We start from the raw sequence: 23,051 nt of genomic DNA on the forward strand, positions 1-23,051 counted from the left end.
AATTTAATGAGAAGATTAAGAGACATTGTATATATTAATTCAAATTTGGAAGATCAAACAGTATGTTATTATGGGATAGAATTTAAAGAGTTTATAAACTCATTGAATAAACCAATAGATAATATTCTGCTTTTGAAACATCAATATTGGGATGCTGAATTTCATTATTCATCGAGACTAGAATATTTGAATATTAGTGGTATTACTGGGTTGACAGAAGAAAATGTTTATAGCTATGGAGATTTTTGTTGGATAGATTTCGAAGCTGAAAATGCTATAGATTTACTAGAAGCTGAAGAAATTGCAGAATTGTTGTATTTAGGTCACCTACATAAGCCTTTAAATTCAGCATTTTCTTCAAAGCTTAAAAATAGATTTGCATATTGTGCACATGATGATGGCTGGCATTGTTTATTATATTGTAAAGATATACATGATTTTACAGATGTTATAGCAAGTTCTATTATAAAAACGGTGGCCACTTCTAAAAGGAGAAAAATTTATCCATTGCCTGATGAACTAAAAAACTATCTTTTACAGCTTTCTCAAAATGGCTTATTGCTGGGTTTTGATAAAATTTATAAAGATAGTAGCACAATAGAATTTCCAATTTACACCATAGGTAAATTTACAAATATGGATGAAATGTATAATGATTTAGAAAGACATATAGGTCGATCAAATTTTAGAGCAGCTTTAGTTCATAAAAATAAAACTTGGACAATAGAAAAACGATTTCGGTAGTTTCATTAGTACCAGAGTTAAAGACTAAGCCTTACCTATGCCTGTATCCAAAATTATTTACTTAGGGGTGAAAAGATGAGAATAGGGTTAATAGCTGATATTCATGGAAACTTCCCAGCATTAAAGGTTATTTTGGATAAGTTTAAAAGCGAAGAGTGCGATTCTATTTACTGTTTAGGAGATACTATAGCAATTGGTCCATCTTCTAAAGAATGTATAGATTTATTATTAACTTTGCCTAATATAAATTTTATTATGGGCAATCATGAAGAATATTTTGTAAAAGGAGTTTCAAATATAACATCTGAATCTATGAGCGAAGGTGAAAAGCAACATCAGATTTGGACTGCTAACTCATTAAATGATGAAATAAAAGAAAGGCTCAGTAAGTTTCCATACTTAATAGAAGAAAATATAAGAGGTACTAATGTTGCATTTATGCATTATGCTTTAAATAATAGAGAAGATACTAAAACATTTAAGCCTATAGAAAAAAATGTAACAAAAGAGAGTATGAATACTTTATTTAAAGAGGTAGCTTCCGACCTTATATTCTTTGGCCATGAACATAATGCAAGTAATATATTAGGTGAAAAACATTATATTAATGTTGGTTCCAGTGGATGTACTAAGGATGATATTACTCATTGTACTATAGTAAAATTTAAAGATAAAAGTTATGATATTAAGGTACATAGTATGAAATATGATAAAGAAGACGTTCTTAGAGAATTATATAAAAGAGAAGTTCCTGAGAAAGAGTCTATATCAAAATATTTTTTTAATGTGTAAATCCACAAAATGTTAGTGAATACTTAGTATTATACGAAATAATAATAGTGATAGGGGATATTTATATGATATTGTCAGGTAAAGAAATTAAAAAAAAATTAGGAAATGAGATTATTATTGAACCATTTTTAGATAAACAACTTAACCCTAATAGTTATAATTTGAGGCTTCACAACGCGCTACTTGTTTATGAAGACTCTATTTTGGATATGAAGAAAGATAACAAAACAAAAAAATTGATTATACCACCAGAGGGATTGCTTCTTGAAACTGGAAAGTTGTACCTAGGTAGAACTGTTGAATATACAAAGACAGATAAGTATGTACCTATGTTAGAAGGTCGGTCCTCAATTGGAAGGCTTGGATTATTCATTCATATTACAGCTGGATTTGGAGATGTAGGATTTAGTGGCTATTGGACATTAGAAATATTTTGTGTTCAACCTATAAGAATATATCCGAATGTAGAGATATGCCAAATATATTACCATAATATCGAAGGAGAATATGATAAGTATTCAAGTGGAAAATATCAGAATAATACGGATATTCAGCCAAGCTTATTATTTAAGGATTTCCAATAAAGGTAAAGTATAACTGGTAGGTCATTAAGAAAAACTGAATAAATGCAGTTATTATTAAACCATAAATAAAGTGAGGATTTTAATATGATGAATGATATAAAAGTTGTATTTTTTGACTTGTTCTATACACTGGTAACTCCAAAGTACAATGATTTAAGAAATGAAAATGATGTTTTAGGAATAACGAAAACTCAATGGGAATCATATGCAGAAGATAATGAATTATATTTAAAAAGAGCAACTGGAAAGGAAAAAAGTCCTCAAAAAATAATTGGAAGTATTGTTGATAAAATAAGAATAACTGTTAGTGAGTGTGAGAAAAAAGAAATTTTAAAATTAAGAGAAGAGAGATTTAAAAAATCATTAATTGATGTGGATTTTACAATTTTTGACGTTCTTTTAGATATAAAGAAAAGTGGAAAGAAAATATGTTTACTTAGTAATGCAGATATAATTGATGTGATGCATTGGGATAAGTCTCCTCTAAATAATTTATTCGATGACACAATATTCTCATATGAAGTAGGATATTTAAAACCTCAAACCGAAATATACGAAATTGCATTAAAGAAAATGAATGTTAATCCAAAAAAATGCATTTTTATTGGAGATGGTGGTTCTGATGAATTGAAAGGTGCAAAAGAATTAGGTATAAAGACTATACTAACCGGATACTTATTAAAAAGAGACAAAAAACAACACAATATAATAAATAAATTTGCAGATTATTATATCGAAGATTTTAAAGAAATCAAAAATATATTATTTCAATAAAACATTAAAAATATCCGATAAAGTGTGTCGTGATAACACATAATATTGAGCAAAAATCGGTAAAATATTTTGTAATCAAGAAATTGAAATATTGATGTAGAAGGTAGGAGTATATGATGGCTGAATTATGTGATATTTATGATATTAATGGTATTAAAACTGGAGATATTTTTGAGAGAGGCAAACCTTTGAAAGATGGACAATACTATCTAGCCGCCAATATTTGGATTATTAATAATAATTTAGAGATATTAATCCAGAAAAGGTCTGAGCTAAAAAGTACTTCTCCAAATATTTGGGCAACCCATGGTGGATGTGTAAGTTCAGGTGAAACTAGTCTAAATGCTTGTATAAGAGAGGCTTGTCAATTACCCTCGACTGAAGTCGAAGGCTTGTTAGGAAACTAGCAAACCATTAATTTTAGTTTAATTGAGCAGACTAAGCTTATCGGAATTAGGTCACCTAAGCGAATAAGCTACGTTACTTTAGTTATCATAGTACTTAATGCTTTTCCAGTTAAGATTACTATGGGTTTTAGTCTAAACATTGGCTTTGAGGGAATGTATAAATTCAATTTATATTTCAAACCAAGTGCTATGCCATAAAGCTATGTGTAACATTGTCGAGGAAAGATACCTGAAAGGGTACGTTACGTTCTAAAGAATTATTTCTTGATTTTGAGGAATGGATATCTTAAATTGTAGGAGGAAGTTAATAATGGTTTTTGTATTATCTAAAAACAAGAAAAGTCAAAGTATGTGTTCAAATGCAAAAGCTCGTGTTCTTCTTAGTAAAGGTTATGCTGTAGTTCATAAAGTCTATCCATTTACAATTAGACTTAAAAAAGAAGTAGATAATCCGCAGCAACCTAAAGAATATAAGCTAAAAATAGATCCAGGGTCTAAAGGTACAGGACTTTCAATAATTGATAATAAAGATAATGTTGTGTTTTTAGCAACAATAGAGCATAGAGGCCAAGTAATAGTATCTAAATTAGAAACAAGAAGTGGTGCACGTAGAAATAGAAGGCAGCGCGAAACAAGATATCGCAAATGTAAATTTATTAATTATTATTTAAAGAAAGGCTCAAAATATAAAGCTACCTCACCAAGACCATTAGGGTGGCTACCACCATCTATAAAGTCAATTGAGCAAAATATTGTTAGTTGGACTAAAAAGTTAAGTAAATTATGTAATATAACCTCAGCATCCATAGAAGTAGTAAGTTTTGATATGCAATTTATGGATAATCCTAATATAGAAGGTGTTGAATATCAACAAGGCACACTTTTAGGCTATGAGATTAGAGCATATTTATTTGAAAAGTATGGTCATAAATGTCAATATTGCAATGGTGTTTCGGATGATAATAAATTAGAAATTGAGCATATGATTTCTGTAAAAAATGGAGGCTCATATGCAATTAAGAATCTATCGTTAGCTTGTCATACTTGTAATGATGCTAAAGGTTCTTTAAATTTAGCAGAATGGTTTGAAATCCTAAAATCTTCAAGAAAAACAAAATTAAATATAGAACGGATAAAATATATAGAGCCAATATTGAAAAATGCTACTATTCATAAGCCAAAACGTTTTGGTGCATGGGTAAATAGTTATAAAAATGCTCTCATTGATGATGTAAGAAAGCTAATTGACAATGTAGAACTATCTAGTGGTGGCAGAACAATGTATAACAGAATAGGTCTTAAACTACCTAAAGAACATTACTATGATGCTTTATGTGTAGGTGAGATACCAAAAACATTTAAATTTAAAACTAATGACGTATTAAGTATAAAAGCTTACGGTAGAGGTTCACATTTCAGAGGTAGAACAAATAAATGCGGGATAATTACAAATAACCTACCAAGACAAAAATACTTTTTCGGATTTCAAACAGGAGATATTGTTACTGCAATTGTATTGAAAGGCAAAAAACAAGGTAAATACTTTGGCAGAGTCGCTGTAAGAAGTAGTGGATTTTTTAATATACAGACTAAAGATAATGTTGTACAGGGAATAAGTCGTAAATATTTCACAATAATACAAAGAAATGATGGCTATTCTTACAATATAATAACTAGAAACAAAAAAAATGCTTAATTTCTTTATTTATTGGAGTAGGATTTCCTCTCATGACTGAAGTCGCGAGTCTCCATCCTATATTCTGCTTTATTTCTTTGTTTTTAAAATAAAGCAGAATTATGAATTAGAAGATATGGTTAAAAATAAGGAGTTTTTTAAATATCAGAACTTATCTTGTGTGATTAACTTTATTAACAACCGAAAATCCATTAGAAGAGTATAAACCTTAAAATTTTTTATTAATGCACATTTGTTAGGTTTTATAGACTATATAATAACCTTACGTATGGGAGTAAAAAGAAAGATTCATAGTGATGTTTAGTATACTGATTGGAGTGATGACCTGTGCCTTATAAATTTGTTCCTATGAATAAAGAATATTCACATGAAATTTCATATAACTGGAAGTATAGTGGAATTTATTCATTCTATGATATGACAGCTGATGAAGAGGATTTAAATGATTTTCTTAATAAAGAGAATTGGGATGGTCATTATTTTGCGGTGTTAAATAAAGAAAATGAATTAATTGGATTTTACTGCTTCTACTTTGAAAGTGAGATTATGCATCTGGGATTTGCCCTTAAGCCGGAGTTAGCAGGAATAGGACTTGGACGTGAATTTGTGATTTCAGGTATGAATTTTGCAGTTCAAAAAACAAATTATAGAAATAAATATGTCCTGCTGGCCGTGGCAGCCTTTAACAAAAGGGCAATAAAATTATATGAGAATATTGGATTTCAGCCTATAGAAAAATATATACAAAAAACAAATGGAGGAGAATTTGAATTTATTAAAATGAAATTCAATGTAATATATTGACATGATATACACAGGGATAACTGGTACCTACCCTAAAGTAGGAGGTTAAGGGAGCTTATACTCTTTTTTTATATATTAATATTCCAATTTATGAATTATAATGTAATTATAGGATGAAATAAAAGTAATTAAAATTTAGTGAATAAGGAGTAATATAATGAAAATTTTAGAAACAGAAAGATTAATACTTAGGAAGTTCTCTTGTGATGACTGGAAAGATCTATATGAATACCTCTCTCAAGAAACAGTGGTTAAATATGAACCCTATGAAGTTTATAGCAAAGATGCATGTAAAAAAGAGGCGATATATCGTTCACAGCAAGATGCTTTTTGGGCTGTTTGCTTAAAAGAGAATAATAAATTAATAGGCAATATATATTTTCAGGAGCAAGAGCCTGAAGCATTTCTTACATGGGAAATCGGTTATGTTTTTAACCCTATATATTATGGACAAGGTTATGCTACAGAAGCTTGTAGAGAAATTTTAGATTATGGATTTCAACAATTAAATGCACGCAGAATAGTTGCTATGTGTAATCCAGAAAACATAGCATCATGGAAGTTGTTAGAACGGTTAAATATGCGAAGAGAAGGACACCTACGAAAAAATATATTTTTCAAGTGTGACGAAAAGAGAGAACCTATTTGGAGTGACACATATGAGTATGCAGTATTAGCCGATGATTTAACTAAACCCATGCATTAATTAAATATAATTTGAAAATGGGGTGTATTAAATGGCAACTTGGATTACACATCTAAGAATAGCAGAAGAAATTCTAAAAAAAGGATATGATTTTGAAACAAAACCTTTCATGGTAGGAAATATTGCTCCTGACGCTGGCGTACCTAATGAAGATTATAGTGTCTTCAATCCAGCAAAAAAAATTACACATTGGGAGGGAGAAAACAAAGAAATTAATGCTCAAAGTTTTTGGGACACCTATTTAAATAATAATGGAACGAGAGAAAATAATGAGTTGTTCTCTTTTAAAATAGGCTATTTTGTGCATTTATTGACTGATATTGAATGGTCAAAACTATTCGTTCAGAAGCAGAATGAGATTTTATACAAAGAAGGATTAGAAAAGGATGCAAGTTTTATTTGGACTATAAAAAAGGATTGGTACGGGCTTGATTATATATATTTACAAAAACATCCACAATGTATGTTTTATACATTATTTAAAAATATAAATAGTGTTCCAGATTATCTGGATTATTTTCCACACAGTGCCTTTGAGAAAAAAGTAAAATACATTACTGAATTTTATTTGGGAGAAAATAATGAAACTAAAGACAACTTTATTTATTTAACAGAGAAAGAAATGGACAACTTTATTTACAGTACCACAAATGTAATAGATGATTTACTTAGCGATTTGTTAATTAAGAAAACGTTCTAGTAAAGGTCTTTTAGTTTCAATGTTTTGTAAAATATAGACCATAAAAATAGAACTAAAGGAGGTATTGATTTGAAGGGATTAAAATTTATAATAAGCATATTGTAATTTTTTCATTTTCAAGCTGTGGCGTAAATGTTAGCCCTCATACATCAAATAACACCATCGATAATACTGCTAATGTAGATACTACTAGTATAAATAAGACATCAATAAATATTGAAAATGTAAAGAAAGAATTAGAAGTCCTAGAGAAGGATTTAGGGGATGATAATAAAAAAGAGGTAATTTTAAAACACCTAAATAAATTCAAAGAAAAATCCGAACTCAAGACAGCTTTTATATATTTCGGTGATGAGAGGGGAAATTTTTATACGACTCCAATAGTAGAGTTGCCAGGTGACTATGACCCTAGAGCAAGGGACTGGTACAAAAATGCAAAAGAGAATGGAGAGTATGTTTCTGATATTTATATAGACGCTTCTAACAATAATAAAATATTAACTGTAAGTAAAGGAATTTATAAAAACAAAAAATTAATTGGCGTAATTGCTATTGATTTAGTTGTAGAAAATAATGAAAATAAGTAGACATTGAGCAAGGAGGAGCTTTATGGAAATTAAGGCAATGGCAATAGATGATTACGAAAATGTATATCAATTATGGTCTAATACAACTGGAATGGGAATAAGAAATTTAGATGATTCAAAAAAGGGAATATCTAAATTTTTATTAAGAAATCCAACATCAAATTTTGTTGCTATCATTAACGGTGAAATAGTTGGAGTAATACTTTGTGGTCACGATGGACGTAGAGGGTATATTTATCATGCCGCTGTTAGAATAAATTATCAAGGTCAAGGTATAGGAAAAGCTTTGCTTAAAACAGTATATTACGCCTTAGAACAAGAAGGAATTACAAAATCAGGATTAGTTGTTTTCAAGACAAATGAAATTGGAAATTCATTTTGGAAATCTCAAGGGTGGGAAGAACGAACAGACTTGAATTATTATAGTAATGCTATTAATAATAATATCTAATATTTCCAGGGTATCTTTTAGATATATCTTAAATAAACATGACAATGCATTAAAATTATATTTGATGGAGGAGTAAATTATGTTAATAAAACTTGAAAAATTTAAAACCTGTGATGTGAAAATCTTAGCATCATGGATTCCCGATAAAGAATTTTTACTTCAATGGGCAGGGCCAGCTTACAGTTTTCCACTAAGCGAAGATCAACTACAAGATGATATAAATATGATGTCAAGTGAGAATCCAAAAACTTTAATGTTTGCTGTTAAAATAGCTGATACAAATGAAATTATAGGGCATATCCAACTACTTGGTATAGATTTAGTAAATAGCTCTGCATGTATAGGAAGAGTTCTAGTAGGGAATCAAAAGCTTAGAAATAAAGGTATAGGGATTCAAATGATTAATGGCATCCTAGATATAGCATTTGAAACTTTAAAACTACATAGAGTGTATTTAGGTGTTTTTGATTTTAATAAATCAGCTATAGCTTGCTATGAAAAAGCTGGCTTCAAAATTGAAGGAACCTCAAGAGATTTCAGAAAAATAAATGATGAATATTGGTCCTTAATTAATATGAGCATTCTTGAAGAAGAATATAAAAAAGGTTTTAGGTTGGAAAATGCCACCCTAAAGGATGGCAAAAAATAGCCCTATTACAAAGGTATATTTTAATTTTAAAAACTACTGTATTGGTTGTTGAAAATTTTGAGCCTTTTGGTCTTTGATTTTCTGTTTACCTTCCTCCATAAATTGAGAGTCCTTTGCAGATAACATATATAAAACTTCTTCCAGTTCTCCAACGTGCCTTCTTTCTTCATCTGCAATATGATTCAAAACCTTTTTAACATTTTCATCATCTGTAGACATTACATGAGCTTCATAACCTATTATAGCTTCAAGTTCACCAGCAATGTCCACACGAATTGCTTGCGCTAGCTCTTCATTTGACATTTTCCTTGGTACATTTGCAACAAACGGATTTCCTAATAACGCCATAATTTCTTCCTCCATTTCAATGTTAAATCCTCATCTTCGATAATATCGTTAAATATATTTTAAGCTTTATACCAATTTATTATTCATTTATAAATTTAGAGCCTTATTAATATAAGAGGGTATGTTAATTTTTTATATTACATCATAGTTTGATATTTTTATATGCTACAATACATGTAGTATTTATATATTTACCCTATTGGAGGAAAAAACAATGGAATTAAAAAAGTTTAAAAAATTTTATATAGAAATTACAAATGTATGTAATCTTTGTTGCAGTTTTTGCCCACAAACACAACGGTCTCCTGAGTTTATGACCCTAGAAACCTTTAGCAAAATATTAGATCAAATAAAACCTCATACTGATTATATTTATTTTCATGTTAAAGGCGAACCACTAATGCATCCAAAATTAGATGAATTTTTGGATTTAAGTTATGAAAAAGGTTTTAAAGTTAACATAACCACCAATGGAACTCTAATAAACAAAGTTAAAAACAATATAATCTTAAAGCCCTCACTAAGACAAATTAATTTTTCTTTGCATAGCTTTGATGGCAATGAAGGTGCAACCTGTAAGGATGAATATGTTAATAACATTATTTCCTATGTGAAACAAGCTATAGCTACGACTGATACTTTGTTTTCTCTAAGGTTATGGAACCTTGATGTGGATAATACCACTAATCTTGAGGCTAAAAAAAATCGTGACTTACTTGCTGTAATTGAAAATGCCTTCAATCTACCTTATAAAATCGAAGAAGAAATACATCCAGGTCGGGGTATTAAAATTTGTGATAAAGTATATTTAAATCAAGATCATGAATTTAAGTGGCCAGATTTATTAGTAGAGGAAGATAATAGTCCCGGCTTTTGTTATGGTCTTAGAAGTCAAGTAGCCATATTAGTAGATGGCACAGTAGTACCTTGCTGCCTTGATGGAGAAGGTGTAATTAACCTAGGCAATATTCATAAAACTCCTTTTTCTGAAATAGTTGAAAGTCAGAGGGCAAAAGATATTTTTAATGGTTTTTCTAGAAGAGAAGCGGTTGAAGAATTATGTAGAAAGTGTGGATACAGAAAGAAATTTAACGACATTTCAGAAGGAAAATCACCTACTTCTATAAATGGGTGTCAGACACTGTAACAATAACTTCCCTCAACTTTAGTTATTACCCTCTGAATTATGATGAATTTTTATAATATCGTGGATTAATATAGTAATAATGGAGATACTATGATTTATACATTATAAAAATTCACAAATAAAGGGTGATGAAGATGAGAATACCAGATCATATCGGAGTAATTCCCGATGGAAATAGAAGATGGTCTGTAGATAATGGGCTATCAAAAGATAAGGGATATACCTTTGGTCTAGATCCTGGTTTATCGCTGTATAAACTTTGCAAAGATTTGGGTGTAAAAGAAATAACTTATTATGGGTTTACTACCGATAATACAAAGCGACCGGCCTTGCAGCGAGAAGCTTTTGTTAAAGCTTGTGTGGATGCAGTCAAGCTTTTAAGCACACAGGATGCTGATTTATTAGTAGTAGGAAACAGTGACTCACCTATGTTTCCTCCAGAACTACTTCCTTATACTACACGAAAAACTTTTGGTAAGGGCGGTATAAAGCTAAATTTCCTTGTAAACTACGGTTGGGAATGGGATTTAAGTAATCTTGACAAAAATAAAAGTAGCAAACGAAGTAATATATTTAATTGCATAAAAACTAATGATATTTCTAGAGTAGATTTAATTATTCGTTGGGGTGGGAGAAGGCGCCTTAGTGGATTTTTGCCGCTACAATCCATATACTCCGACTTTTATGTTGTAGATGACTTTTGGCCTGACTTCAAACCAGAACATTTATCAACAGCTTTAAATTGGTATAACACGCAAGATGTAACCCTTGGTGGTTAAATCGTTTTTTTATTTTGTAATAGATATAAGTTTTAAAACAAACTATATCTATTTTTTTATATGCTAAAATATGCTATTATTAAATTGAATTTTATCGAAATCAATTTTATTAAAGGAGTTTTTTATGGTTAATGAAAAAATAAACTGTTATAAATGTAAATATTACTATGTAACTTGGGATGCTTCATTCCCTAAAGGTTGTAAATTTTATGGTTTCAAATCTATGAATTTACCTTCCATACTAGTAAAGCAATCATCTGGAATATCTTGTGTTAAATTTACACCGAAATAAAAACAAATGAATTTCTTATAAAAATTACTAATATATATAATAGAGCATACAACTAAATAGTACAAACTCCACCTGAAGTTATATGCTCTATAATTTTTTGATGATTTAATCTGTAACACCTTTATTTCGCTGAACTATCTCATAGGCGTAGGGCTCAATTTCTTCTTGTTTTATAGTTCCATCCTCATTAAGGCCTGTAACTATTGTAGGTATATTTACAAACTTGCTGTCTACACCTTGAATTTTAACAGAGCCATATAATCCATCTTTAAATCTTTCGTATTCACGCTTGCCTAAGTGTCTTCCCTTCAATTTTATAACCTCCTTTTAAATATTATGCTATCCATATACAAATGCTAATATACTTAGCATTTTCAAGAATGATTTTTGGGAATTATAAGCATGCATAAAAGATATTTTTTCAAAAAAATTAAAACGCATATTAGGCGTTTTAAATGTTAAAATCATTTTGTTTTATGTATAACTCTATAAATAACATTAGCTAGCTGTTCTATGCTATAAGGTTTTTTTATACAGTCTTTAAATCCATAATTTTTACAATTATCCATTACCGAATCACTACTATATCCACTTACTACTATTGCATTCACATTTGTATCAAGCTCTAAAAGTTTTACAATGGTTTCTTTCCCGCCCATGCCTCCACGTATGGTTAAGTCTAGTATTACGGCATCAAATATATTATTTTGTATAATTGAATTTTTATAGGCTTTAAGGGCCTCTTCACCATTTTTCGCCACCTCTACACCATATCCTAGCTCCATAAGCATAAGTCTATTAATTTCTCTAATATTTTTATCATCATCCATTACTAGCACTTTCCCTGTACCTTGTATCACTTTTTCATATCTGGCCTTTTCTATAGTCACTTCTGCTTCTGAAGCCATCAAATAAACGTAAAAGGTTGTCCCAACTAATACCTCAGATTCTGCATATATATATCCATTGTGCTTAGCAATTATTGAATAACTAGCCGCAAGTCCAAGGCCTGTGCCATCATTTTTTGTAGTAAAGTAAGGTTCAAATATTTTTTCTATATTTTCTTTAGGAATTCCTTTTCCCTTATCCCTTATTTTTATCATTACATATTTACCTTGCTTTATATTGTTTTTATTCTTTTCTTCTACATATACATTAGTAGCACATACTTCAATATTGCCTCCATTTGGCATAGCTTGCTTAGCATTTATTAATAAATTATTAATAACTTGTCTAATTTGCCCTTCATCTACTTCCACAGGCCATAAATCATGTGCTATTGAAAAATTGCACATATTATTAGAGCCGCTTAATACCATGCTGGCTGTCTTCCTAATTAACCTTTTTATGTATATATTTTTTTTGACAGGAACCCCATCTTTTGAAAAATTCATTAATTGTTGATTAAGATCTTGTGCTTGTAATGTTAACTTTTCAATTTGTGAAAATTTATTATAAATTTTATTATATACCTTATTAGTACTTATATTTAAATATCTTTTCATAATATAAATATTTCCTAAAACTATAGTTAATATATTATTAAAATCATGAGCAATTCCTGCTGCAAGAATGCTTAAAGAATTTGATTTTTCTAATTTTACTAATTGTTCTTCAAGTAAATTTCTCATTTCTTGTAATTTTTTCTGAAGTTCCTCCTTTGATTCTAAATACTCGCTTATATCATTTATAATTAATTTTATTTCATTACAATTATTATCTTTATCAAGTATCTTTTTAAAAATTAATTGTAGGAAATAAAGTGTTTCTTGGGCTTTAATTTTTTTTATGTAATTTTGCCGTTCCTCATCACTTTTAATAAACTCTTGGGTTTTTATATTAAGCCATATTGGTATAGCAACTTCACTTTCATAATTACAGTCAGATATGTTTATCTTTTTTAGTATATCTTTTGCTTCACTATTTAAATAATTAACTTTAATATCTTTATTAAATGATATTATTGGAATAGGCAACTGCTCATACTCAATATCTATAGTTTCTTCTTTTAAACCCATGTTTCTTAGCCTCCTATGTATTAATAATTAAAAATCACACAATAACTTTCATAAATTTAATAATGCTGTAAATAAAATTCATCTATTAATGTAAATACAAGAATATTATACCATTATATGTATTTGTTTTCATCTATTTGTTTTATAATCCAACATCCTTTTATAAATAACAAAATAAAATAGCCATAAAAATGTTTAAACATTCTTATCGCTATTTTACTCTTAACGTTACCTTCAGTTTTTAAAGTATTTACTTAGCTATAATTTGATTTACTGACCTTACATTATTATATTCTAAACCCTGGATAAAATTATAAGTATATCTTTCATTAGAATTTTCAATAAATGCTTTAATCCAGTTATGCCTAAGATTGTAAAATATATTTACATCTCCATTTACCATTTCCCAATATTTTTTATGAATGCAGCTTGTAGTTTCCCACTCTAATACATTGTTTTCTGATTTTATAATCCTTGTAACTCTATCACAAGGCATACCTTCTAACAAATAAATATTAAGAGCATTATACAATTCTTCTGCACCTTCTGGCATTTCTTTTGCTTTTAAAGTTTCTCCAACAGTTCTACCTTGATTTTTAAAACTTAGCTCAGCAATGCCTTGTGCATCTTCTCCGCATTTTTTAATCATCTCTGTTATTACATACGCTGTTCTAGTTTCAACGCTGCTAATTTTATCTTGTAACCAACCATGTATATTTGATTTATCAATTATATCCTCTATATTTTTCGTGATATCTATGGGGCTACCATAAACTAGGGATTTTTCAACCACCTCTTTTGCAACGTCTTTGTATTTATCTATATAAACTTCTTTTAAACTTTTCTCTAATTCCTCTGCCAATAAAATTTTATTAAATAACCAGGTGTGAATAGGTGCTAAAAAAGCGCTCATTATTATTCCTCCAATATTTGTTTATTTATCTATTCTATATATTAATAATAATATATTTAGCCTAAAATCACAGTAACTTATGTTACCATATAAAATATTACTAGTAATTAATTCTTCTTTAAAAATAAAAAGAGCATGATAGCTCTTTTTATTAAAAATATCTTAAATCCATTGCGCACTTTATTTATTCTTCAAATTTTATTGCTGACTTACGTTTCTTCTTCTGCATATCAGAATCTTCAATAGTCTCTGGCTTTTTTGGTTTATTATCTTTTTCTTTTGCTGGCGACTTCATTTCTTTATATGGCATAAAATCACTCCTTTATTATATATTTTTTACTTTTAACATATTTTTATTCATATATTTATTTTTACCTTATATATTTTTGAGGATTTTTAGGTTCACCATTTTCTCTTACCTCAAAATGTAGATGAGGTCCCGTACTATTACCAGTACTTCCTACTTCTCCTATTTTTTCGCCCAGTTTTACAACTTCACCCTTTTTAACATTAATAGCACTACAATGTGCATAGGTAGTCTCTATTCCTCCTCCATGATTAATTTTTATTACATTACCATAACCATCTTGCCAAGCTGCATAAGCAACGGTACCATCTAATACGGCACTTATTGCCGCACCAAAACTCGCCGCTATATCAACGCCTTTATGCATTTTCCCCCAGCGCATACCAAAGTTTGAACTTATGCTCCCTCTTGATGGACTATTCATATTGGTAAGTCCAACTATTACGGGTTTATAATTTCCAACGTATATCTCTTTGTTTTTCGCAGGTATTATGATTTCCGACTTTAAAACCTTTTCAGACACAGTCTTATTATTAAGGGCTATTATCTCAGTAGTAACCTTTTTAATCCCCTCTTTACCTTCACACTTAATCTTGGTAACCCCATTCATTAGTGTACTAGAGGCCGTTATAATTGTAGTTGGGTATATAGCTTTTTCTTTACTTGTATTACCTACTACTTTGACAGTTATAAAGGGTATTTGTGCTCTAGTGTTATACTTTATTAATTCACTCACAATTTCAGAGCTTTCATATAGATTTCTTATTTTAACCACAACAGATTCATATTTAATTTTATTTACTATGTCTGTTTTTTTAATACTATTTAACTTTGCTTCTTTAGAGTAATAATCTTTTACAGAATTCAAAATTTCTTTTCCTTGATTTTCGGATGCAACATATGCTATTTTTCTATTATCTGATTTCATTAGAAATCCATCTGCTACTATGTCTAATTTTTTTAACATTACCTTCTTAAGGTTATCCCCACTTATAAACATATCAACATCTTCTACCTTTGTCTTATCTAAAGTGAAATCTTTTTTTATAATCACATTTCTATGTTTAGACTCTATTTCACTTTGTAATTGTTTATATGTTTTATTAAATTCTTTTTTACTTTTCACATAGGTTATGGCACTTTTCCCTATAGAAACCTTATAACCTTTAAACCTATAAACATTAAAATACATAGTAGTAGCTGTAATCATAAGTGTTATTACTATAACACTTATATTCATTTTGTTTCGTCTTATAATATTCAATTTTATACCTCCTATGACACTTACTTAATATGCCCTATATGTCTAATTTTAAACACCATTGAAATATATTTTTTTTATTTCTATGTTTAACTATATGGTATACTATAAGTTGTATAATGAATTTTTTATAGACTGTACTATTAAACATAATTTATAAGGTACATCATATAAATTAATTGTAGCTTTTTTATTTAAGATCATACTTCTATACTATAAAAGAAAGGTAGTGACTTTATGAGCACTTTCATGTTTAAAAATGAAAATTATAGATATACTCCTGTGAGTAATATTTTTATAGATAAGTTTATGCCTAGAGCTAGGGGAGAATTCGTTAAAGTTTACCTTCTTGGACTGAAATATTGTGCATCTGGAGAAATAGGTGCTACATCTTCAGTTATAGCAAATACCCTTGGGCTCCTAGAGACTGATGTTGTTAATGCTTGGAACTATTGGAATGACCAGAATACAATTAAAATGACTCCCATTGATAATATGGGTAATTTTAATATTGAATTCTTAGATTTACTAGATGTTCCTGATGAAAATATTCAAAATATAAATCTGCTTGAAGAATTGGCCAATTCTTCTATAAAAGGTATGCTTCAAGATATTGAAAAGTTACTAGCCAAACCTCTTTCACCAAAAGAAATGACTATGTACCTAAGTTGGCAAAAGGATTATAGTTTCGCTCCTGAGCTAATACTTCTGTTAATTCAATATTGTGTATCAAAAGGTAAGGTTGACTATAGGTATATTGAAACCATTGCAATTGCATGGCATGATGCCAATATTAAAGATATTGAAGATGCCCAATCTTATATAAAAAAACATGAGGATAAATGGATAAATATTAGGAAAATATTAAATTACTTAGGAATAAAAGCCCCTGAAATAATGAAGCCTCAAGAACAAATATTAGATAAATGGGTAAATGTTTATAAATTTTCCCTAGAAGTAATATTTAAAGCTTGCGATATCTGTTTTGATAGACTGAGTAGAGCTGATTTTAAATATATTGATGGAATTCTAAATAGTTGGTTTAAAGATGGTATAAAATCACTAGAAGATATTGAGAAAAAAGATAAAAAAAGATTAGTGACTACTAAAAACGTTACTGCTGGTGGGAAACCTGCCAAAGGAAGTTTTAATGATTATGAACAAAGAGCCTATGACTTTGATGAACTAGAAAAAAAATTACTAGGATGGGATAAGAATGATTAAAGGGTACCAAACTAAAATATTAGCACTATATGATAGAGTAAGAGAAGAAGAAGAGAGTGACTTTAGAAAAAGAAAAACTCACATAGAAAAAAATCACCCTGAAATTATTGAATTAGACCGCAAAATAGGTAAGCTTTGTATAGAATTATCCATTAGTGCCTTGAAAAGCATCCATAATAGAGATGAATATTTACGTGATCTAAGAGAAAAAATAGTAGATTTAAGGGTGAAGAAATCTGAACTATTAGTTTCTAATGGTTTTGATATGGAATACTTGAATTTACATTATAGATGTAATAAATGTCGCGATACAGGTTTTATTGGGAATACTAAATGCTCCTGTTTTAAGCAAAAGGTTATAGATGTTTATTACACTGGTTCTGAACTCCGCGGCATGCTAAAAACTCATAATTTCGATAATTTTAACATGGATTATTATCCTTCTAGAAAAAGTGAACATGCATCAGAATCTCCAAAAAAGAACATGGAAAATATTTTATCTACGTCTATGGATTTTTTGAAAAATTTCAACGACTCTGATGAAAATCTATTATTCTACGGAGGCCCCGGCACAGGGAAAACTTTTCTGTCTCACTGCATTACAAAGGAATTAATGGACAAAGGCTTTTTTGTAGTATATAGAACTGCGGAAGAATTAATAAAGAGTTTAAAAGAAGTTCGGTTTAATGGTGACAGCTCTTTAGAGGAGTTACTAATAAATTGTGACTTACTTATTATAGATGATTTGGGTACTGAGCAAATTTCAGATTTTACTAAAATGGAAATGTTTAATTTGCTTAACACAAAGTTATTAAAACAAAAGAAAATGCTAGTATCTACTAATTTAACTCTTGGAAATTTATTAAATACCTATTCTGAAAGAATAACCTCTAGATTGCTTGGCAATTTTACCGCCTGCAAATTCTTTTGTGAGGATATAAGAATAAAGAAAAATTTAAGTAAATAAAAAGAACCACTAAATGGAGTCGGTGTCCATTTAGTGGGTTTTTCTATTAATTTTAATTTATAACCATAATTCTTTTATCATTGATTTTCTTTAATGAAGCTTCGCCAACCATATCTTTCCTCATTTCTATGATTTAAAGTTTAACATATGAGCTATAAACATATCCTACTTTACCTTTATAAGAGATTTTAACCCACTTGTTTGTCATTCCGAGCACCTCAAGTTTTTCCCCTTTAGCAACATATCCAATAACCTCAGACTTCGCTGAAGCTCCACTTCTAACGTTAAGAGCATATGAAGTTACTACCCCGTATTTTTTACTTGCTTTTTCCTTTACTGATACTGGTGTTTCTGGCTTAACTACCACCAGCTCAGGATTCATAATTGCATTTAACTTATGGTAGAATTCACCCTTACGAGTTCCAGCAGTAAATTTTCCTAGCTCTATATTTGCCTTCTTGCATAGGTCACTTATTTCATCCAAAGGTGTAGCATCCTTAATATTTATTGATGCTATATTTGTATATTTTCCATCAGCTGTTTTTGCTACTTCAAGTATTCCTGAATTTACAAGTTTAACTATATCTTTTCTTTCTAATGAAGTTGTGTCAACACCTATTATCCTCCAATTGTCTTGAATACTTGATGTTATAATACCCTTTTTAACTTCTTTTATATATCTAATTGCAAGATTTCTTATTGTTCCTTGTTCCTCACCAAAAGCAGTTTTATCTGTTGAACTCCAAAGCTTCTTAAAGGTTTTTCCTTCAAACACTCCACCTTTTCCTATTAATGCCTGCATTCTATAATCATTCATGCCAAGCTTCAAAACTTCATCACTTTTTATTGTAGTTCCATTCATATGTCTTAAATTCACTATTCTGCTTCCTTCTTGCTTCGTAAGGTCTATTTCATATTTAACTCCACCAAACATATCATTTGTACTATATTTTGATGCACGCCTATTACTATTAAAACTTACAGTAACATCTCCAGGACTCGTTGAGTTAAAGTAGCCAGCGGACCACTCCATATACCCCTTTAAATCTTTACCTGTTAATTCAAAAACCGTTACTTCTCCACCTGCATACTGATAATTATATGAAATATCCTTTTTCTTTATTGGTCCAACATTAAGCTTTGCTTTATCATTATCAATTTGCATTCCTACTACATCCGCTTTACTATAGTAAAGCATAACTTCTTGAAAGAAATCTGCTAGCGGTGTTTGCTGTATTTGTACCTGAGGTATTCCATTTATTTCATCTGATGGAACAAGATCTATTCCCTTCAACTGCCCAACAATTGTATTTGCATCTGCGCGAGCAACATTATGATATAGTTCAAGCGACTTTTCAAGTCCCTTATCTGATTGAACACTACTATCAATAACTATAGCGTCACTAGATTTTTTATCTAATTCAATTTTTCCATTTACTTTCTTAAATGATAAATCTATTTTTGATAAAGCTGATCCATATTTATTAGGTTCGGTAATTAATACTCCATTTATGGTTTCTTGTTTAACAAGCTTATGCATGTGTCCCGATACAATAGCTGTTAACTCTGGACAAGCATTTGCAATATCTCGTACACCAGTACCTGCAATATTGTTTTCATTATCAATACCCATATGCATAATTCCTACCATAGCATCAACTGTGCCTCTTAGTTCATTAATTACCTTTTTAGTTTCATCTATGGGATTCACTACTTTAAGTCCTTTAAGATGATCAGTTCCTGCCTCAAACTGAGTAATTAGTGGAGTATCCATCCCAATTAGGGCAATCTTAACCCCTTCTTTTTCAATAATTGTATATGCAGGAGCAAATCTGCTTCCATCTTCTTTATATATATTTCCTGAGATAACCTTTCCATTAAACTGCTTAGTTACAGTGCTGAGCACATCAAGTCCAAAGTTAAACTCATGATTACCCATATTCCATACATCGTAACCCATTTCATTCAATGCAACCATAGCTGGGTGCTTTGGCGAATTGTTAAAAAGTTCAGCAGAATTGTCTTGAATTAAATCTCCAGCGTCTACTAAAATTGTGTTTGGATTTTCATTACGAATTGATTTGACCTTTGTATAGATTTGCGTCAAACTACCTGCCATACTTTGTGCATCCATTGAGTAATCCCATGGCATATATCTTCCATGAATATCTGACGTTCCTAGAATTGTAATCTTTACCCCATCGCTTGCTACCTCCGCATTAACGGTTTTCGGTGAAATGGTACTAATAAGATTAATTAACATAAGTACCCCAACAACCGTACTGAGAACTTTTTTGTTTGTTTTATGCATTTTTGTCCCCCTTGTTTTTAATGTTTTTTAGTTTTGACCTATAACATTTTTGTAATACTTATTATACCACTTATAGTAGGTTATTCAATAACTCTGTTGGAAATTTATCGCTACAAATAATTTCCCAAAAAACAAAAAAAAGCACTAAACAAATGTTTAGTGCTTTTTTGGAGCTAGCAATAGGAATCGAACCTACAACCTGCTGATTACAAGTCAGCTGCTCTACCGTTGAGCCATGCTAGCAAGGATTGGCGACCCAGAACGGACTCGAACCGTCGACCTCCGCCGTGACAGGGCGGCACTCTAACCAACTGAGCCACTGGGCCATATATGGTGGGAACAACAGGGTTCGAACCTGTGACCCTCTGCTTGTAAGGCAGATGCTCTCCCAGCTGAGCTATGCTCCCATATATTGGTGACTCCTAGGGGAATTGAACCCCTGTTACTACCGTGAAAGGGTGGTGTCTTAACCTCTTGACCAAGGAGCCTTATTAATTTATTAAGTTTTTATTGGAGCTAGCAATAGGAATTGAACCTACAACCTGCTGATTACAAGTCAGCTGCTCTACCGTTGAGCCATGCTAGCTAACAAAAATGGCGACCCAGAACGGACTCGAACCGTCGACCTCCGCCGTGACAGGGCGGCACTCTAACCAACTGAGCCACTGGGCCATATATGGTGGGAACAACAGGGTTCGAACCTGTGACCCTCTGCTTGTAAGGCAGATGCTCTCCCAGCTGAGCTATGCTCCCATATATGTTTTATTGGTGACTCCTAGGGGAATTGAACCCCTGTTACCACCGTGAAAGGGTGGTGTCTTAACCGCTTGACCAAGGAGCCATACTAAACTGTTACTTTATTTATCATGTGCTTCCGTCTCGCAACCCAACATAAACTATAATAAAGCATTTTTCCCGAAGTGTCAACATGTTTTCTTGTTTTTATTTATTTATTTTTTAATATAATACACAAACCCAGTAAATTCAACAGTTTGTTATACAAAAAAATATAGTTCATAATTACAAATACCTATTCCACTTCTAAGTAATTCTAAAAATTCTTATAACATAAAATAAAAATTAATATTAAAGGTCGCCGTTTTAGGGTAAAATCATAGATATCATACTTTATACTACAAATATATTTTTTTCTCGAAGGGAGAGATTTTCTTGAAACATTCTCTTATAATAGTTGGCGGAGGTGCCGCCGGTTTAACCTCTGCAATAATAGCAAAAGATTCTGGACTAGATGTAGCAATAATTGAAGGAACCGATCGAATAGGCAAAAAAATATTAACCACCGGTAATGGAAGATGCAATATCAGTAATGCGAACATAAATAGAACTTGCTATCACAGCGAAAATCCAGATTTTGCAAGTCATACACTAGATTCTTTTAACGTAGTGGATACTATAGATTTTTTTGCCTCTTTAGGTATACCTTTAGTAACTTTAGAGGGTGGTAAAATGTTTCCTATGTCAATGCAAGCATCATCAGTCATTGATATACTACGCTTTGCAATAGAAGAAAAGCATATTCCTATATATACAAACACAAAAGCTAAAGAGATTATTAAAAATAATAATGGCTTTAAAATTTTCACTGCAGACAACACTACATATGAATGTGAAAAGTTAATTATTGCCACTGGCGGTAAATCTGCCCCTAAGACAGGTTCTGACGGTTCTGGATACATACTAGCTAAACAATTAGGGCACAGTATAATACCGCCAATGCCGGCCCTTGTGCAGCTTAAATTAAACTACAATAGATTAAAGGCATTATCTGGAGTTAAATTCGACGGTTATGCAGAAATATTTATAAATGGCGAATGTGTCCAAAAGGAATTTGGAGAGATACTTTTCACTGACTATGGTATTTCAGGACCTCCAATCCTTCAGCTTAGCAGAACTGTGTCTTATAGTTTATCTAAAAATAACAAAGTTTCTTTAAAAATTGATATGTTACCAACTATTTCTTCTGAAAATTTAAAGGAATTTTTAGGAAACCATTGGTCAGTATTTGAAAGTCGAGGCGTGCACGATTCTTTTATTGGAGTAATTAACAAGAAAGTCATCCCGATAATTTTAAAAGAGGCAAAAATAGAAGATATTCATAAGCCTTGTTGCGATCTTGATTTCAAAGAAAAAAGTGCTATTTATACACTTTTAAAACAATGGGAATTTGAAGTTTCAGGCACTAATTCTTTCTCCAATGCTCAGGTAACCGCCGGGGGAATTAACACAAAAGAAGTTAACTCCGAAACTCTAGAATCCAATATTGCTACCAATCTATTCCTTGCGGGTGAAGTATTAGATGTAGATGGTAACTGTGGCGGTTTCAATCTTCAATGGGCATGGAGTTCTGGTGCCATTGCAGGAAGAAGTGCCTCCAAGTAGTGAATTATTCTATTGATGACTAATAATTTTTTCTTATATTATGCTAACAAAAGTTTATGTTGCGCAGAATGCTTCTGAACAAGCCTTAGTAATTCTTAATTTATTTTATTTATAGATGCGTAAAGAAAATCACATGTTTGAGCGATAGCGAGTTTGTGATTTTTAGCATCTATAAATAAAATAAGTTTTA

Annotated in this window: 25 protein-coding genes and 8 tRNA genes; 18 read left to right on the forward strand and 15 right to left on the reverse strand. The window is 30.6% G+C overall.

What is annotated here, in order from left to right; all coding sequences use genetic code 11:
- Window positions 1-6 precede the first annotated feature (6 nt).
- The 12 genes from G9F70_RS24250 to G9F70_RS24305 all read left to right on the forward strand — a co-directional run bounded on the left by G9F70_RS24250 (window position 7) and on the right by G9F70_RS24305 (window position 8,894).
- The gene (locus tag G9F70_RS24250; RefSeq protein ID WP_164945929.1) at window positions 7-744 is read left to right on the forward strand and encodes a hypothetical protein; all 738 of its coding nucleotides are present in this window, start codon (window positions 7-9) and stop codon (window positions 742-744) included.
- 75 nt (window positions 745-819) lie between these two features.
- On the forward strand, window positions 820-1,536 hold the full coding sequence (locus G9F70_RS24255; RefSeq protein WP_164945930.1) for a metallophosphoesterase family protein: 717 nt from the start codon (window positions 820-822) through the stop codon (window positions 1,534-1,536).
- Window positions 1,537-1,601: 65 nt separating this feature from the next.
- Window positions 1,602-2,120: a dCTP deaminase gene (dcd, locus tag G9F70_RS24260; RefSeq protein ID WP_164945931.1), complete on the forward strand. Its 519-nt coding sequence runs from the start codon at window positions 1,602-1,604 to the stop codon at window positions 2,118-2,120.
- 84 nt (window positions 2,121-2,204) lie between these two features.
- Window positions 2,205-2,894: an HAD family hydrolase gene (locus G9F70_RS24265; RefSeq protein ID WP_164945932.1), complete on the forward strand. Its 690-nt coding sequence runs from the start codon at window positions 2,205-2,207 to the stop codon at window positions 2,892-2,894.
- A 113-nt stretch (window positions 2,895-3,007) separates the two neighbouring features.
- Window positions 3,008-3,301, forward strand: coding sequence for an NUDIX domain-containing protein (locus tag G9F70_RS24270; protein WP_224617773.1), 294 nt, complete (start codon window positions 3,008-3,010; stop codon window positions 3,299-3,301).
- A gap of 310 nt (window positions 3,302-3,611) precedes the next feature.
- Window positions 3,612-4,997 (forward strand): RNA-guided endonuclease IscB, encoded by a 1,386-nt coding sequence (gene iscB / locus G9F70_RS24275; RefSeq protein WP_164945934.1) that lies wholly within the window; start codon window positions 3,612-3,614, stop codon window positions 4,995-4,997.
- A 327-nt stretch (window positions 4,998-5,324) separates the two neighbouring features.
- Entirely contained in the window at window positions 5,325-5,801 is a 477-nt protein-coding gene (locus G9F70_RS24280; protein WP_202882639.1) for a GNAT family N-acetyltransferase, read from the forward strand.
- Between the two features lie 157 nt (window positions 5,802-5,958).
- On the forward strand, window positions 5,959-6,507 hold the full coding sequence (locus G9F70_RS24285) for a GNAT family N-acetyltransferase (protein ID WP_164945935.1): 549 nt from the start codon (window positions 5,959-5,961) through the stop codon (window positions 6,505-6,507).
- Between the two features lie 31 nt (window positions 6,508-6,538).
- Entirely contained in the window at window positions 6,539-7,207 is a 669-nt protein-coding gene (locus G9F70_RS24290) for a zinc dependent phospholipase C family protein (RefSeq protein WP_164945936.1), read from the forward strand.
- A gap of 215 nt (window positions 7,208-7,422) precedes the next feature.
- A complete protein-coding gene (locus G9F70_RS24295; RefSeq protein ID WP_318011023.1) occupies window positions 7,423-7,794 on the forward strand; it encodes a cache domain-containing protein in 372 nt (123 codons plus the stop codon).
- 22 nt (window positions 7,795-7,816) lie between these two features.
- Complete coding sequence (locus G9F70_RS24300; protein WP_164945937.1) at window positions 7,817-8,245, forward strand: GNAT family N-acetyltransferase; 429 nt, start codon at window positions 7,817-7,819, stop codon at window positions 8,243-8,245.
- A 79-nt stretch (window positions 8,246-8,324) separates the two neighbouring features.
- A complete protein-coding gene (locus G9F70_RS24305) occupies window positions 8,325-8,894 on the forward strand; it encodes a GNAT family N-acetyltransferase (RefSeq protein WP_164945938.1) in 570 nt (189 codons plus the stop codon).
- 33 nt (window positions 8,895-8,927) lie between these two features.
- Here the strand turns inward: G9F70_RS24305 and G9F70_RS24310 are convergent, their stop codons facing one another.
- Window positions 8,928-9,242: a demethoxyubiquinone hydroxylase family protein gene (locus G9F70_RS24310; RefSeq protein ID WP_164945939.1), complete on the reverse strand. Its 315-nt coding sequence runs from the start codon at window positions 9,240-9,242 to the stop codon at window positions 8,928-8,930.
- A gap of 214 nt (window positions 9,243-9,456) precedes the next feature.
- Here G9F70_RS24310 and G9F70_RS24315 point away from each other — a divergent pair, with 214 nt between their 5' ends.
- The 3 genes from G9F70_RS24315 to G9F70_RS24325 all read left to right on the forward strand — a co-directional run bounded on the left by G9F70_RS24315 (window position 9,457) and on the right by G9F70_RS24325 (window position 11,460).
- The gene (locus G9F70_RS24315; RefSeq protein ID WP_164945940.1) at window positions 9,457-10,389 is read left to right on the forward strand and encodes a radical SAM/SPASM domain-containing protein; all 933 of its coding nucleotides are present in this window, start codon (window positions 9,457-9,459) and stop codon (window positions 10,387-10,389) included.
- Between the two features lie 134 nt (window positions 10,390-10,523).
- On the forward strand, window positions 10,524-11,168 hold the full coding sequence (locus tag G9F70_RS24320) for an undecaprenyl diphosphate synthase family protein (RefSeq protein WP_164945941.1): 645 nt from the start codon (window positions 10,524-10,526) through the stop codon (window positions 11,166-11,168).
- Between the two features lie 124 nt (window positions 11,169-11,292).
- Window positions 11,293-11,460 carry a uracil-DNA glycosylase gene (locus tag G9F70_RS24325; RefSeq protein WP_124998759.1) on the forward strand — a complete coding sequence of 56 codons (168 nt, stop codon included), beginning with the start codon at window positions 11,293-11,295 and terminating at the stop codon, window positions 11,458-11,460.
- 105 nt (window positions 11,461-11,565) lie between these two features.
- Here the strand turns inward: G9F70_RS24325 and G9F70_RS24330 are convergent, their stop codons facing one another.
- The 5 genes from G9F70_RS24330 to G9F70_RS24345 all read right to left on the reverse strand — a co-directional run bounded on the left by G9F70_RS24330 (window position 11,566) and on the right by G9F70_RS24345 (window position 15,962).
- On the reverse strand, window positions 11,566-11,772 hold the full coding sequence (locus G9F70_RS24330) for a hypothetical protein (RefSeq protein ID WP_164945942.1): 207 nt from the start codon (window positions 11,770-11,772) through the stop codon (window positions 11,566-11,568).
- A gap of 152 nt (window positions 11,773-11,924) precedes the next feature.
- Window positions 11,925-13,478: an ATP-binding protein gene (locus G9F70_RS24335; RefSeq protein WP_164945943.1), complete on the reverse strand. Its 1,554-nt coding sequence runs from the start codon at window positions 13,476-13,478 to the stop codon at window positions 11,925-11,927.
- Between the two features lie 250 nt (window positions 13,479-13,728).
- The gene (locus G9F70_RS24340) at window positions 13,729-14,391 is read right to left on the reverse strand and encodes a hypothetical protein (protein WP_164945944.1); all 663 of its coding nucleotides are present in this window, start codon (window positions 14,389-14,391) and stop codon (window positions 13,729-13,731) included.
- Between the two features lie 184 nt (window positions 14,392-14,575).
- The gene (locus tag G9F70_RS27170; RefSeq protein WP_258880989.1) at window positions 14,576-14,701 is read right to left on the reverse strand and encodes a hypothetical protein; all 126 of its coding nucleotides are present in this window, start codon (window positions 14,699-14,701) and stop codon (window positions 14,576-14,578) included.
- Window positions 14,702-14,762: 61 nt separating this feature from the next.
- Window positions 14,763-15,962, reverse strand: a complete 1,200-nt coding sequence (locus G9F70_RS24345) for a M23 family metallopeptidase (protein ID WP_164945945.1) — start codon at window positions 15,960-15,962, stop codon at window positions 14,763-14,765.
- A 234-nt stretch (window positions 15,963-16,196) separates the two neighbouring features.
- Here G9F70_RS24345 and G9F70_RS24350 point away from each other — a divergent pair, with 234 nt between their 5' ends.
- Together G9F70_RS24350 and G9F70_RS24355 are read left to right on the forward strand one after the other, a co-directional pair.
- Window positions 16,197-17,183: a DnaD domain protein gene (locus tag G9F70_RS24350; RefSeq protein ID WP_164945946.1), complete on the forward strand. Its 987-nt coding sequence runs from the start codon at window positions 16,197-16,199 to the stop codon at window positions 17,181-17,183.
- Window positions 17,176-18,150, forward strand: coding sequence for an ATP-binding protein (locus G9F70_RS24355; protein WP_164945947.1), 975 nt, complete (start codon window positions 17,176-17,178; stop codon window positions 18,148-18,150). Before G9F70_RS24350 ends, G9F70_RS24355 begins: the two co-directional genes overlap by 8 nt.
- A gap of 133 nt (window positions 18,151-18,283) precedes the next feature.
- Here the strand turns inward: G9F70_RS24355 and G9F70_RS24360 are convergent, their stop codons facing one another.
- The 9 genes from G9F70_RS24360 to G9F70_RS24400 form a co-directional block, all read right to left on the reverse strand.
- The gene (locus G9F70_RS24360; RefSeq protein ID WP_202882640.1) at window positions 18,284-20,461 is read right to left on the reverse strand and encodes a 5'-nucleotidase C-terminal domain-containing protein; all 2,178 of its coding nucleotides are present in this window, start codon (window positions 20,459-20,461) and stop codon (window positions 18,284-18,286) included.
- Between the two features lie 168 nt (window positions 20,462-20,629).
- Window positions 20,630-20,704, reverse strand: a tRNA-Thr gene (locus G9F70_RS24365).
- A 6-nt stretch (window positions 20,705-20,710) separates the two neighbouring features.
- Window positions 20,711-20,787: transfer RNA gene (locus G9F70_RS24370), tRNA-Asp, on the reverse strand.
- A 5-nt stretch (window positions 20,788-20,792) separates the two neighbouring features.
- Window positions 20,793-20,868, reverse strand: a tRNA-Val gene (locus tag G9F70_RS24375).
- Between the two features lie 6 nt (window positions 20,869-20,874).
- A tRNA-Glu gene (locus G9F70_RS24380) sits at window positions 20,875-20,949 on the reverse strand.
- 23 nt (window positions 20,950-20,972) lie between these two features.
- Window positions 20,973-21,047: transfer RNA gene (locus G9F70_RS24385), tRNA-Thr, on the reverse strand.
- Window positions 21,048-21,056: 9 nt separating this feature from the next.
- Window positions 21,057-21,133: transfer RNA gene (locus G9F70_RS24390), tRNA-Asp, on the reverse strand.
- A gap of 5 nt (window positions 21,134-21,138) precedes the next feature.
- Window positions 21,139-21,214, reverse strand: a tRNA-Val gene (locus G9F70_RS24395).
- Window positions 21,215-21,227: 13 nt separating this feature from the next.
- Window positions 21,228-21,302: transfer RNA gene (locus tag G9F70_RS24400), tRNA-Glu, on the reverse strand.
- 329 nt (window positions 21,303-21,631) lie between these two features.
- Here G9F70_RS24400 and G9F70_RS24405 point away from each other — a divergent pair.
- On the forward strand, window positions 21,632-22,861 hold the full coding sequence (locus G9F70_RS24405) for an NAD(P)/FAD-dependent oxidoreductase (protein WP_164945948.1): 1,230 nt from the start codon (window positions 21,632-21,634) through the stop codon (window positions 22,859-22,861).
- The last annotated feature ends 190 nt before the right edge of the window (window positions 22,862-23,051 follow it).

The organism is Clostridium sp. FP1, assembly GCF_011065975.2.
Lineage (GTDB): Bacteria > Bacillota > Clostridia > Clostridiales > Clostridiaceae > Clostridium_AD > Clostridium_AD tagluense.

Excerpts from the sequence above, each read along its gene's own strand:
- G9F70_RS24250 (WP_164945929.1), top strand. The coding sequence starts at position 7 with ATGAGAAGATTAAGAGACATTGTATATATTAATTCAAATTTGGAAGAT.
- G9F70_RS24340 (WP_164945944.1), bottom strand. The coding sequence starts at position 14,391 with ATGAGCGCTTTTTTAGCACCTATTCACACCTGGTTATTTAATAAAATT.
- G9F70_RS24360 (WP_202882640.1), bottom strand. The coding sequence starts at position 20,461 with ATGCATAAAACAAACAAAAAAGTTCTCAGTACGGTTGTTGGGGTACTT.
- G9F70_RS24335 (WP_164945943.1), bottom strand. The coding sequence starts at position 13,478 with ATGGGTTTAAAAGAAGAAACTATAGATATTGAGTATGAGCAGTTGCCT.
- G9F70_RS24285 (WP_164945935.1), top strand. The coding sequence starts at position 5,959 with ATGAAAATTTTAGAAACAGAAAGATTAATACTTAGGAAGTTCTCTTGT.
- dcd (WP_164945931.1), top strand. The coding sequence starts at position 1,602 with ATGATATTGTCAGGTAAAGAAATTAAAAAAAAATTAGGAAATGAGATT.
- G9F70_RS24305 (WP_164945938.1), top strand. The coding sequence starts at position 8,325 with ATGTTAATAAAACTTGAAAAATTTAAAACCTGTGATGTGAAAATCTTA.
- iscB (WP_164945934.1), top strand. The coding sequence starts at position 3,612 with ATGGTTTTTGTATTATCTAAAAACAAGAAAAGTCAAAGTATGTGTTCA.
- G9F70_RS24290 (WP_164945936.1), top strand. The coding sequence starts at position 6,539 with ATGGCAACTTGGATTACACATCTAAGAATAGCAGAAGAAATTCTAAAA.
- G9F70_RS24320 (WP_164945941.1), top strand. The coding sequence starts at position 10,524 with ATGAGAATACCAGATCATATCGGAGTAATTCCCGATGGAAATAGAAGA.
- G9F70_RS24315 (WP_164945940.1), top strand. The coding sequence starts at position 9,457 with ATGGAATTAAAAAAGTTTAAAAAATTTTATATAGAAATTACAAATGTA.
- G9F70_RS24350 (WP_164945946.1), top strand. The coding sequence starts at position 16,197 with ATGAGCACTTTCATGTTTAAAAATGAAAATTATAGATATACTCCTGTG.
- G9F70_RS24355 (WP_164945947.1), top strand. The coding sequence starts at position 17,176 with ATGATTAAAGGGTACCAAACTAAAATATTAGCACTATATGATAGAGTA.
- G9F70_RS24255 (WP_164945930.1), top strand. The coding sequence starts at position 820 with ATGAGAATAGGGTTAATAGCTGATATTCATGGAAACTTCCCAGCATTA.
- G9F70_RS24300 (WP_164945937.1), top strand. The coding sequence starts at position 7,817 with ATGGAAATTAAGGCAATGGCAATAGATGATTACGAAAATGTATATCAA.
- G9F70_RS24325 (WP_124998759.1), top strand. The coding sequence starts at position 11,293 with ATGGTTAATGAAAAAATAAACTGTTATAAATGTAAATATTACTATGTA.
- G9F70_RS27170 (WP_258880989.1), bottom strand. The coding sequence starts at position 14,701 with ATGCCATATAAAGAAATGAAGTCGCCAGCAAAAGAAAAAGATAATAAA.
- G9F70_RS24270 (WP_224617773.1), top strand. The coding sequence starts at position 3,008 with ATGATGGCTGAATTATGTGATATTTATGATATTAATGGTATTAAAACT.
- G9F70_RS24265 (WP_164945932.1), top strand. The coding sequence starts at position 2,205 with ATGATGAATGATATAAAAGTTGTATTTTTTGACTTGTTCTATACACTG.
- G9F70_RS24310 (WP_164945939.1), bottom strand. The coding sequence starts at position 9,242 with ATGGCGTTATTAGGAAATCCGTTTGTTGCAAATGTACCAAGGAAAATG.